The sequence below is a fragment of the Pedobacter sp. L105 genome (assembly GCF_009765875.1).
Lineage (GTDB): Bacteria > Bacteroidota > Bacteroidia > Sphingobacteriales > Sphingobacteriaceae > Pedobacter.
In genome coordinates, this window is record NZ_LMUP01000004.1 from 905,276 (window position 1) to 917,732 (window position 12,457).

A 12,457-nucleotide genomic window follows, 5' to 3' on the forward strand; every position below is an offset into this window, starting at 1 on the left:
TTATTTTAAGACCACATTTAAGCCAATCGAAAAAGTCCTGGTACGGGGATAAATTCCATTGTCAACACCCGAACTGGTACCGCCATCTGCGGCTAGCTCCGGATCTATACCCGAATATTTAGTGATCACCAGCAGGTTGCTTCCGGTAAGTGATACACGCAGCGAACTGATGTATTTTATCCGTTCTGTTTTGATCCGGTAACCGAAGGAAATATTTTCCCAGCGCAGAAAGGCGCCGCTTTCCAGCCATTGGTCTGACGCATATTGTGAAGTATAGATCCCAAGTGGCACAGCACTTTCCAGCACATTTGCCTTACCCAGGTTTTCAAAATAACTGAGGTTAGACCGTAAAGTATTATAGATCTTGTTACCTCCCGAACCACGCCACACCATAGATGCATCAAAGTTCTTATAGCTGAAAGTAGGTGTAAACGCATAGGTATATTTGGGTATGGCAGAACCTTCAATCACCCTGTCCGGACTTTGGTTTCCCTGGTCGATAATGCCATCTTTGTTCTGGTCAACCACCGTTTCTGCATTGGCGGCATCTTTACCCGAGTGCTGCAAAATATAAAACGTACCTATTGGCTGTCCCTTAATCAGGTAGGCATTGGTTACTACGCCAGTTGGCCCCCAGGAAACATAATTGGTGTTTAGCGGCACTCCATTGATGCTGCCACTTAGATTCAGCACCTTATTCTTCAATAAAGAAGCATTTCCCCCAATGGTCAGCAGGGTATTGGTTGTTTTGATCAGCTGATAACTAAGCGTTAGCTCCAGTCCCTTATTCAGTATACTGCCTACATTGGCGGCAATACTTGGATAGGGATAAGGTGGCTGGGGAACGGTATAATTAAACAATAAATTGCTGGTAGTGGCGGTATAAGCGTCAATGGTACCATTAAGGCGGTTCTTCAAAAAGCCAAAGTCTATCCCGATGTTTGTCTGCTTACGTGTTTCCCAACGCAGATCAGGGTTTGCATTCTGGCTAACTACAAAATTACTGATCGGGCTGCCACCAAAATAAGTAACACCGGCAGATCCTACTAACTGTAGAGAGCTCTGCGGGCTTAAGCCTTGCTGATTTCCCGTTACACCATAACCTCCGCGCAATTTTAGGTTGCTAAAAATCTCCTGATCTTTCATAAAAGGCTCCTGATCTATACGCCAGGCTACCGATGCGGAAGGGAAATTTCCCCATTTATGGTTTGCCCCAAAAACAGAAGACCCGTCTCTCCTGAAACTTGCCGTAAACAAATACCTGCCGAGGTAAGAATAATTTACACGGCCAAGGAAGGAAACCAGGTGCCTGTCGTTTTTGTAAGAAGTGATATCACCCGGCGTAACCTTACTCAGGTCGCCGAGTTGCAAGGCGTTAAAAGTAGCGATATCATTCACAAAACCCTTAGCCTGCGCAAAGTTCCCGTTATAGGTCTGCCCCTGTTCTTCATAAACAGCGATTGCATCCACATGATGATCCCCAAAATCTTCTTTATAATTCAGGCTGAGGTCCATTAACTTTTCATCATTATGATAGTTATTGATATTGGCTATACCCTGGTTATCAATTGCTGTTTGTACGGTTGAGGCTACCGGCAAATAATAACCGCTATTTCCGTCCACCTTTCTCCAGCTGCCAAACCATCCGGCAGTTAAACCCTTAAACAGTTTTAAATCAGCACGTAAACTACCAAACAAATTATCAACCTTGGTTTCATTAACCACGGTATTGGCAACTGCCAGGGGATTGATATACTGGAAAACATTGGGATCTGTATAATAACTTCCATCGGCGTTATAGACCGGATCCGTTGGCCGCGCCACATAAGCATTACTAATCAGGTTAGAGGTAAAACTTGCCCTTCCAATCCCCGTAGGACTGTAATTGGCATCATTGATCCCGCTATTCAGATTCATCGTCAGGGTAAGGTTATCACCCAATGCCTTTTGTGTAGCTTGAATACGGCCGATGTAATTTTTATAATTGGAGTGGATTACTGTACCATTTTGCAGGATAGCCGCCAGGGATGCCCTGTAATTAAAGCCGTTTGCCCCTCCGCCAAAGGCCAGTGTATGGTTTTGTGTAAAGCCAGTCCGGGTAAGCAGGTCGTACCAATCGGTATTGGCACCATGATCTGTGGATGCCGGAACACTATAAAGCTGCGCCTGTTGCTTCCACTCATCTGCATTTAACTCTTTCAGCTTTCTGGGAATAACATCTACAGAATTATTGGTCGTGTACTCTATACTGCTTGTACCCGCTTTATTCTTCTTTGTCGTCACGATGATCACTCCCGGAGCTCCGCGGGAACCATAGATGGCCGTCGCTGATGCATCTTTCAGCACATCTACAGACTCAATCTCACTTGGTGGTACCTGTCCCAGCAGATCCATATTTCCCTGTACACCATCCACTACCACCAGTGGGTCGTTACCACCAATCAATGAAGTGATACCCCTGATACGCACACTTGGTGCGGTACCCGGCTCACTGCCCGTCTGGGTAACATTTACACCCGCAGCCTTACCTGCCAGTTGTTGCAAAGGGTTGGTTATAGGCCCCGGGTTGAGGTCTTTACTGGAAATGGTAGCTACTGCTCCCGTCAGGTCAGATTTTTTCACTGTTCCATAACCAACTACCACCACGTCAGATAGCGACCTTGCATTTGGATTTAAGGATACCGTTAATGGCTGATTGGCCCTGATCACCTTTTCTATGGCATCATAACCAACAAAGCTGATAGATAACGTTAACGTTTTCAGGTTAGGGTTCTGAATTTGAAAGGCACCATCTTTGTCAGAAATAGCCGACTGGTTGGTTTCTTTAATCAAAATAGAAGCGCCTGGTAAAGGGAGGTTTCGTTCATCAACTACTTTACCCGTAAAAACATTTTTCTGGGCAAACAGCGTGAATGAAAAAAAGAGTAAAAGTAAAGTCAGGCCATACTTGTACAAGTAAAGTTTGTTCATATAGATTTGGTTTAATTTGGTAAAGACACCAACTGTAGGCCGGTATTTTCACCAAAGTAAAAGAGCTTTATTGCCTTAATCAATAACCTGAAAAGTCAATATTAAAAATATATCACAGTTACTAATATAAAAAACTGAAAAACAAATACTTACATAAATATTGACGACAAAATATATAGATAATTTAAGCTGCGGAAATTTGCCTCTAATTTTTAAATGGATAGGCGACGGCAATATTTGTTAATATTTAACTGACCAAACCTATCATATAACCAATTAGAATTCAACAGATTAAAAACAATCATTGGCACAAAAATCTATATATGCTAAGAATTACATTGATTTTCTTCTCGCCGAATAGGTAACTTGTGGAATAATTTAATCCAATGAACAAAATAGCGGCTGTATTTCCGATTCTCCTTTTTATCCTATTATCCGAGATCAACCCCTCACAGGCACAAACTGATGTGGCATCGGTTCAGCATTACGGAAAACCCTTTACGCATGTACCTGACCGCAGGGATGTGGTCATCTATCAGGTTAATACGCGTGCCTTCAGTAAAGCAGGAGATTTTAAGGGCGTTACTGCCCGTTTAGATTCTATCAAAGCCTTGGGTGCAAATGTGGTATATATCATGCCCATCTATCCTGTAGGTGTCGTAAAATCGATGAACTCGCCTTATTGCGTAAAAGATTATACGGCAATTAACAAGGATTTTGGGACGCTGGACGACCTGCGTGCTTTAGTTAACGGTGCGCATCAAAGGAACATGGCAGTGATGCTGGACTGGGTACCTAACCATACGGCCTGGGATAACCCCTGGATAAAGAACAAATCATGGTACTTACAGGATTCTATTGGAAACATTGTTAGTCCTCCGGGTAAAGGATGGAATGACGTAGCGCAATTGAACTACAAAAGCGCCGCCATGCGGGAAGAAATGATCAAATCAATGCGATACTGGATACTTACAGCCAACATTGATGGTTTCCGCTGTGATTATGCTGACGGGCCTCCTTTTGATTTCTGGAAAGAAGCAATCAGTTCACTGAGAAAAACTCCCGGCCATCAATTGCTTTTTCTGTCGGAAGGTTCGCGCACCGACCAGTACGCTGCTGGTTTTGATTATAACTTTGGCTTCAAATTCTTTGATAACTTAAAGAAAATCTATAAAAAAGACAAATCTGTATTATCTATTGACAGCCTGAACAAAACGGATTACGAAGGTGCGGCCAACGGGCAGGAAATTGTGCGGTACACCACCAATCATGATGTGAATGGCTCAGACGGTACACCTTTAGAATTGTTTGGTGAGAAAAAAGGTTCTATGGCTGCATTTGTGGTCATCGCCTATATGAAAAGTATACCCTTTATTTATAATGGTCAGGAAGTGGGTACCCCATACCGTTTAATCTTTCCTTTTGCCACCTCAAAAATCAACTGGTCGAATAGTCCTGAGGTTACCGCCGAATATAAAAAAGTAATCGCCTTCAGGAATAACAGCAAAGCGATAAGAAGAGGGGCACTTACTTCTTACAGCAACGCAGATGTGTGTGTATTTACCAAAACAGATGGAAAGGAAAAAATACTGGTACTCTCCAATTTAAGAAACAAAAAGATAAGCTATCCCGTTCCTTTTAGCCTCCAAACGGAATGGACAAATGCTTTCACTGGTGCCGGCAACAAAATAGGCCAGGTGGTGACATTGGAGCCTTATTCATACCTTGTGTTAAAACAATAATTTATTCAGCTGCTTCTTTAACCGCTTTAATCTGCATAATTCGATCCTCAAATTCTTCATTTGGAATAAAGGAACGGTTTTTAACCTTTGTTTTATAGGTATAGATGGTGTTCACAGAATAGTTCAGGATCTTTGCGATTGTTTCATTCTCCTCTATCCCTAAACGGATGAGGGCAAAAATGCGAAGTTCTGTATTGAGCAGGCCATCACGCAGACAAGTCTGATGATCAGGATCAAATAAAGAGTTAAAGTCGTCTACAAAATTTGGGAAGAGGTTTAAAAACACTTTATCAAAGCTGTGGGATAAATTTTCACGTTCAAAATTGGTATTGAGGCGGTTCAGCACATGCAGCACTTCCTCATACCTTTTCTCTCTCACATTTTTTTCAATCGACCGTTTAAGCCGGTCTAATTTCTCTATATAGTCTGAGTGGATATTAAAGAAATAGCCGATATATTCATCTTTGATCATATTCGCTTCATCCAGTTTAATATTGATTCGGGAGAGGGAGCGGTTGGTGTGATCTAAAACTTTATTGACTGAAATCAACGAATTATTCATCCTGTTCAGGTCTTCATTTTTATGGACAATGATCTGATCTGCCACACGCAGTTTTTTCAATTGTTTCACCGTAATAAAAGCAAAGACAATAACGATAATGATTAATAAAGTGATCAGGGAGGCGTAAATGGTGAGCAGCTGTTTCTGCTTTTCTATACCATTCACCTTATCACTTTGAATAATTGGCATAATACTGCTGATCTGTGCTTCCCTGTGCCTGGCCCCATAAAAGTTAGCATCCTCTATTGCATTATTAATATACCGGAAAGCCAGTTTTACATCCCCTTGTTTATATAAATAGGTGGCCAGGTTGGTGAGTGCTACCCCTTCCTTTGTTGAATGGGTATTGTCTATGATGGCCGCATGGATTAAATGGTTTACAGCGGGCTGAATGTTTTTAAGTTCAAAATAAATATAACTCAGGCAGCTGAGGTTAATGGCGCTGTCCTGGTAGGTTTGCCTATAGGTGAGGATCTTTTGATAAGAGCTCATAGCTTCCTGAAAATCTGCCTTTCTCAATGCTTTTAATCCAAGTGCGGATAAATAGGGATAAGAGCCAACGGGATTAGAATGTATAATAGAATCACAGTATTTCAAGCCAATCAGGCTATACCGATTGTAATAATCGCCGATCTTATCATAATCGGCTACATCAAAATAACTTCTCGCCTGCAGGAAAAAATATTCATAGCGCTGTTTCTTATCAAAACTGCTGATGTTTACTCTGTTTAAGGTATCCAATCCTTCTTTGAACATCCCTGCAGAGATGAGCACAAAGCCCATATCCACTTTTGAGGCATTGATTTTATTGGCATCGTGCAGTAAGTAAGCACAATCGTTTAACTTTTTACAATACAGATAGGCTGAATCATGAACGAACGATTTATATTCATTGAACAATTGCTGATAATTGACATAGCGTTTATCCAGAGAGGAATAATTGATCACCAGCTGTCTTTTAATTTCACTGATATGCCTCAGTTTCTGACGGTCATACTGAGACTTATTGTCAAGAAGCTGGTTTAAAACATTTTGCAGGCTGTCCTGCTGACCTTCGGCTTTTGCCGAATTCAGTAATGCAAACTGACCAAAACAAAAGATCAGGTAAAACCACGGCATGAATTTATATTTGGTGTACTTTTTCACAGTATTTTTCCTTAACCGCTACTTACCTATGATAAAAGAGCGAATCCTAAAGTTACAGTTATTTTTTTTATCTTCTATACAGGTAACGACCCAGAATCGCATTTAAAATAAGAATAAAATCAAGAACCACTATATGGTAACCTCTAAACAGATCCGGTTTAAATAGATTTTTCTTCAAATTGTTTAAACACTCCTAAAAGAATAGGGTTATCCTGGTATATATCTTATAAATTCTCTTTTATCGATGTATAAGTCAAAAAATAGTAAACGACAGCGATGAAAAAAATATTGGTCTTCCTATTATTTATAACGACGAAGACTTTTGCACAAGACATTAAACTATCTCCCTTTACCATTAGCGGATATGCAGAAGGTTATTATAATTATGATTTTAACAGACCTGCCAATCATTCCATCGCACCGTTTATTTACAGCAACAATAAGACAAACGAACCAAATCTTAACTTAGGTATGGTTAAAGCAGCTTTTGTTACTGAAAACGTGCGTGCCAACCTCGCTATCGCAGCCGGCACCTACGTAAATGCGAATTATGCCGCAGAGCCAAATATTGTAAGAAATATTTACGAAGCCAATTTGGGCATCAAACTTTCCAATAAAAGTAACTTATGGCTGGATGCAGGGATTTTGCCTTCACATATAGGATGGGAAAGTGCTATTGGAAAGGACAACTGGACGCTCAGCAGAAGTTTAGCAGCAGATAATTCCCCCTATTTTGAAACCGGGGCGAGATTAAGTTATACTACAAAAGATGAAAAGTGGTATTTAAGCGCTTTGGTTTTAAATGGCTGGCAGCGTATTAGAAGAGAAGCAGGAAACAGTACGCCGGCTTTTGGTACCCAGGTGACTTACAAACCTAACGCACAAATCACGCTGAACAGCAGTAGTTTCTTAGGTTATAATCTACCCGACAGTGTTCACCAGATGCGCTATTTTCATGATCTCTATGGTGTTTTTCAGCTCAATAAACGCCTGGCTGCAACCCTTGGCTTTGATATTGGGGCGGAGCAAATTGCCAAAGGTTCGTCCAGGTTTAACACCTGGTATACCCCTGTTATCATGATGAGATATACACTTACCCCAAAAACAAGTTTCGCACTGAGGGCGGAATATTATACCGATAAAAACGGAGTAATCATCAATACCGCAACTCCAAACGGATTTAACGCCTGGGGTTATTCAGCTAATGCTGATTATCATATCACTAAACAATTATTAGGCAGGATGGAAATCAGGAATTTGAATAGCGAGGATAAGCTCTATTCTAAAATGGACCAGGGCCTAACCAATAACAGTACTTTGTTATCAGCATCGCTAGCCTTTAGTTTTTGATTTACCTATCCCACCTTGTTCAATTCTTCATGAACGCGCTTAGCAACTATCTTTTCTTCACCCGGTCTCAACATAAACACGGTGATATTAATACTGTTGGGACTAAACTGCATCGTTTCAATAGAAGGGCTGCCATTACGCAAAGCAAGCTGCAATTCCTGGCTGGTTATTTTGATTTTACTGATATCCCAGGCTATATTTAAAAGCGGTGTATGATTGGCAATCGGTGGAACAGTCACTGTAGTGGTTACACCATTTACCTTCTTTGCCTCATCGCCAATCAGTGCCACCCGCTCTTCCCAATCCTGCCATTCCTTTTTATGATCGCGCTTGATATAATGATCCAGCGCAGCGTACATCCCCAGGATCTCTTCTTTGTTTACCTTCATCCCCCGGCCAATATTGTCACCATGTGGCGGCGCGTTTAAACGGGCAGCTTTGATCAGCTCTTTTCTTCCCATCAGTATCCCTGCACTTTGTGGTCCGCATATCGCTTTACCACCAGATACACAAACCAGATCGAAACCCAGATCGTTATACTTCCATAAATTTTGTACCGGAGGGATATCCGCAGCAATATCGATCATGGTAGGGACCTGATGCTTTTTGGCAATGGCCACCCATTCTTCATGTTTGATTTGTCCAAGGTCTGTCGCCACGTTCAGGTAATACATCAGTGCAGTTTTTTCAGTGATCGCATTCTCCAATTCTTCCTTTGTTTCAATTACAATAACTTTTGCGCCGGCATTGGTAGGTGCATGGACATAATCATAATTATGGCCTTTTTGTACAATCATCTCCATTTTTTCAAATCCTTCTACATTAGGGAGCTGCCCGATCTTTTTAAGATCGGTTCCGGTCAATATGCCGGCTGTGCCTAATACTAAGGCCGACCAGCATCCTGCGGTGACCATTGCAGCTTCAGCATGGCATAACTCAGCAATCTTCTCCCCCACTTTATCCTGCACTTCACTGATCATCACAAACTGTGAGGAAGAGCTGTTGATCGCTTCCATTACCTCCGGATCCATCAGCGAAGCTGTATGTGTGGTATAAGTACCCGCAGCATTGATAAAAGTGCGCAGTCCCAGTTCTTTGATCAGGTCCCGCTTTAGGGGAGCTATTACAGCTGCATCTGATAAAAATGGGATACCTGAGCCAACAATTCCGCCCACGATTGGGGCAACTGACAAATACTTGATGAGATCTCTGCGTTTCATAATTTATAGTTAAGAGGAAAATTTATTGTTATCAGCCATAAGATACGGACTAGCAGCAATATAAGCATTAATCTGAGCAGGAAAAATTACACTTCAGCACCTTAATTTAGATTTCCGCCAGAGCTGTCAGAATTAATAGCACATAAAAAAGCCCCGAAAATAGTAAACTTTCAGGGCTTGATATTTGCAGAGCTGACTTACAGGTTCCTGAATCCTCCGTCAATAACCAGGTCTGCACCTGTCATATAGGAAGAATCATCAGAAGCCAGGAATAAATATCCTTTAGCCATTTCTTCTACTGTGCCTCCTCTTTTCAAAGCAACAGCACTCGCAAAAAAGGTGTTCATTCCATCTGCCGATTCTTTAGAAAATCCATTTTTCTCAAAAATAGGCGTATCTATAGAACCTGGAGAAAGGGCATTTACCCTGATATTTTTGCTGGCCAGTTCAGTCGCAAAAGATCTTACCAATGCACGCTCAGCAGCCTTTGAAGAAACATACGCACCTGATCCTGCGATACCTTTTTCGGCTACTGTAGAAGAAGTGATCACTATAGAAGCACCATCATTCAAATAAGGCAATGCTTTTTGTACGGTAAAGAAAACACCTTTGTAATTGATATCACTGATCTGGTCAAACATCTCCTCCGTCCAGTCTTCCAGTGGTGCCATTAAAATGATACCTGCATTAACTACCAGCACATCAATTTTGCCAAAAGTATTTTTTACCTCTTCATAGAGCGGTTCGAAACTTTTTACTTCTGCAACGTTACTTACGATACCGATAGCACCATTACCAATCTCTGCGGCCGCAGTTTTTAGTGTTTCCGCATTCCGGCCGGTGATCACCACCTTTGCACCTTCACTGGCGAATAATTTTGCAGTTCCAAATCCGATGCCGCTATTACCACCAGTAATTACGGCTACTTTATTTTCTAATTTACGTGACATTTTGTTCTGTTTTTATACAACAAAACTACTGTGGCCGCTAAAATTTAAAGATGAACCAGTTTAGGAAATTCGGTTGAACTACTTCAACTCTTTTCCCTGTCTTAGTTCTTTTTGCGCACTTTATGGTTACGGATTTTGGAAAGAAATTCGGTGGTCATGCCCAGATAAGAAGCGATAGCGTACTGCGGCAAGCGCTGGGCTACAGATGGATAGACGAGCAGAAAATCATTATAACGCTCTTCTGCGGTGCGGGTAAGGGCAGAGATGATCCTGCGCTGATGAAAAGCAGCCGTACGTTCGGCTGCTATCCTGAAAAATGTTTCGAACTTATGGTTAGCCTGTTTTAAGCGCTGCTCATTTTCGTATTCGATCTGTAATACAGTACTATCTTCTATAGCCACCACAAACATCGTCGCCGGTTTTTGGTAGAGGTAACTGTTGAGATCAGAAACCCACCAATCTTCTATAGCAAAATTGATGGTATGGTCTACGCCATCCTGACCAATGACATAAGAGCGCAAAGCACCCTCTACCACATAACTTCGGTACTGTGCAATAAAGTCGGGCTGAATGATAAACTGTTTCTTTTTTAATTTTTTCAATTTAAAAGCTGCAGTAAATTCAGTCAGCTCTTCTTCTGTCAGCTCTACTGTCCTTTGTATATACCTGATAAAAGGTTCCGGTTCTGTCATCGTTGAATACACAAACAATATTAGCTAAATATCAAGACGTTCCTGATATCAAAAACTAGATCCCGCCCCAAATAAAGCGGCTTTTTCTCCCAATGCCGAGCGTCTGATAGGGAAACTATATCCCATCATTTCTGCCAGGATCTTGCGGGTATCACTTAAAAAATAGGCTTCTGCGTTGGCGATGTTTCCACCTATAACAGCAGCATGGGGCATCTTTTTCCTGATGAACTTGTAAATAAATTTTGCCAGATTGGTGCTGAACTCATGAAATATCGTGGTAAAATGAGGTGAATCCTGATGGTTTTCAACAAGGTCTTTCACATCTTTAATGTCTACATCAGCAAGCTCTTTAAAACGTTTTATAAACCAGCGCGTAGAAATGTAATCCTCAGCAATTCCTTTTAAAAATGGCATTTTCCATAGATCAGAGTCAAAGGCTTCCCCATTTTTTGTGTGCGAGGTACCTAAACCTGTACCCAGGGTTAATCCAATGGCATCGTCAATACCTCTCAGGCTTCCTGTAAACAGCTCTCCTTTTAAAAAGCAGGCAGCGTCATTTTTGAAGTTTACCACAGATGGAGAAACCCCCAGTCGGCTGGCCAGCATTTCTTTGATGTTGATATTGTATAAGGCACCATATTTATCCTGCCCTTTGATCCGGCATACTCCATTTTTATAGTCCATAGGACCAGGCATTGCTATAGAAATCATAGTTGGCTTTACAGGATAACTGTCCATAGATTTTTCTATCGCCACTGCCCAGGCATCAATAATTTCTGTTGCAGAACCAGCAGAATTTAAGCGCGTCCTGGACCAGCTTTTGCCGATTTCATTTTTCCCTTGTAAGTCTATCAATGCTGCAGTAATGTGAGAACCGCCAATATCGGCCCCCAGAACAATGTTTTCCATATTATTTTATTATTTCACTTTATCTCAAAAATGTATAATGCTCATCAGTTAATCTTGCTACCTTAACCGTTTTACCAAAATAAACCAGCTTCATCACCCCTGCTGATTTCGCATTTTCGCACAAAAATAAAGCCTAATCATTAATAAAACGTAAAAAAAGATGATTAAGCCTGATTTGAAGAAAATTGAATAAATATTATCTGTAAAGAAATAGGCAAACACTTATAGTGCGCAATATTAAGAAAAAACGACGGCAACATTTGAATATATTATAGAAAATTTTTAGATAAGATACCAGGATTAAGATCTTTAAAATTAATCGCCTGCACTTCTGTAAATAGCCCCAAAAATAGCATCTAAATTTTGAGGGCAGTTTAATCCGGACGCTACCTTCATCAGCTCCGGCATTAAGAAAAGCAGTGCATATCCCGGAAGGACTTAAATTCTGTTTTGTTAAACTACTTTAATTTTATTCTGCCAGAACTACACTTCTTTTGTATACACTTAAATCTATAAAAATGATAACATCAGTTGAAGAAATGATTAACGAATATGTAGAATCCTGGAACGGAAATAACCTGGAAGACTTTAAAACGGCTTTTGCAAAATGCTGGGCTACGGATGCCACCTATACCGATCCGAACTTTGATCTGGTAACGGGAGTGAACGGTATTGCAGACCTAGCTCAATATTCTTTGGAGAAAATCCCTACAAGGAAATTCCATGTACTGACTAAGCCAGATTACCACCATTATGTTGGCCGTTACACCTGGACGGTAGATTTACCGGAAGAAACAAGAGAAGGCTTTGACTACTTTGAGTTTAATGAAGACTATCAAATCACCAGGATTGTTAGCTTTTTCGGTCCGTTAAATTAAATATTCATGGTTTCGGCAGTATGCGAAGCATCACGAAT

9 protein-coding genes are annotated in these 12,457 nt (G+C 41.1%); 3 read left to right on the forward strand and 6 right to left on the reverse strand.

Going from position 1 to position 12,457, the window contains the following annotated elements; genetic code table 11:
• On the reverse strand, positions 1–2,970 hold the full coding sequence (locus GSQ84_RS09085) for a TonB-dependent receptor (RefSeq protein ID WP_158796915.1): 2,970 nt from the start codon (positions 2,968–2,970) through the stop codon (positions 1–3).
• A gap of 386 nt (positions 2,971–3,356) precedes the next feature.
• Between GSQ84_RS09085 and GSQ84_RS09090 the strand changes: the two genes are divergently transcribed.
• Positions 3,357–4,712, forward strand: a complete 1,356-nt coding sequence (locus tag GSQ84_RS09090; RefSeq protein ID WP_158796916.1) for an alpha-amylase family glycosyl hydrolase — start codon at positions 3,357–3,359, stop codon at positions 4,710–4,712.
• A gap of 1 nt (position 4,713) precedes the next feature.
• Here the strand turns inward: GSQ84_RS09090 and GSQ84_RS09095 are convergent, their stop codons facing one another.
• Positions 4,714–6,393, reverse strand: coding sequence for a DUF6377 domain-containing protein (locus GSQ84_RS09095; protein WP_158796917.1), 1,680 nt, complete (start codon positions 6,391–6,393; stop codon positions 4,714–4,716).
• Between the two features lie 303 nt (positions 6,394–6,696).
• Between GSQ84_RS09095 and GSQ84_RS09100 the strand changes: the two genes are divergently transcribed.
• Positions 6,697–7,770 carry a porin gene (locus GSQ84_RS09100; RefSeq protein WP_158796918.1) on the forward strand — a complete coding sequence of 358 codons (1,074 nt, stop codon included), beginning with the start codon at positions 6,697–6,699 and terminating at the stop codon, positions 7,768–7,770.
• Between the two features lie 5 nt (positions 7,771–7,775).
• Here the strand turns inward: GSQ84_RS09100 and GSQ84_RS09105 are convergent, their stop codons facing one another.
• The 4 genes from GSQ84_RS09105 to GSQ84_RS09120 all read right to left on the reverse strand — a co-directional run bounded on the left by GSQ84_RS09105 (position 7,776) and on the right by GSQ84_RS09120 (position 11,541).
• Entirely contained in the window at positions 7,776–8,990 is a 1,215-nt protein-coding gene (locus tag GSQ84_RS09105) for an aminotransferase class V-fold PLP-dependent enzyme (RefSeq protein WP_216848899.1), read from the reverse strand.
• Between the two features lie 197 nt (positions 8,991–9,187).
• Positions 9,188–9,940 carry an SDR family oxidoreductase gene (locus tag GSQ84_RS09110; RefSeq protein ID WP_158796919.1) on the reverse strand — a complete coding sequence of 251 codons (753 nt, stop codon included), beginning with the start codon at positions 9,938–9,940 and terminating at the stop codon, positions 9,188–9,190.
• 101 nt (positions 9,941–10,041) lie between these two features.
• Complete coding sequence (locus tag GSQ84_RS09115) at positions 10,042–10,632, reverse strand: Crp/Fnr family transcriptional regulator (protein WP_158796920.1); 591 nt, start codon at positions 10,630–10,632, stop codon at positions 10,042–10,044.
• Between the two features lie 48 nt (positions 10,633–10,680).
• Complete coding sequence (locus tag GSQ84_RS09120) at positions 10,681–11,541, reverse strand: ROK family protein (protein WP_158796921.1); 861 nt, start codon at positions 11,539–11,541, stop codon at positions 10,681–10,683.
• Between the two features lie 518 nt (positions 11,542–12,059).
• Between GSQ84_RS09120 and GSQ84_RS09125 the strand changes: the two genes are divergently transcribed.
• A complete protein-coding gene (locus tag GSQ84_RS09125) occupies positions 12,060–12,419 on the forward strand; it encodes an isomerase (protein ID WP_158796922.1) in 360 nt (119 codons plus the stop codon).
• Positions 12,420–12,457: the final 38 nt, after the last annotated feature.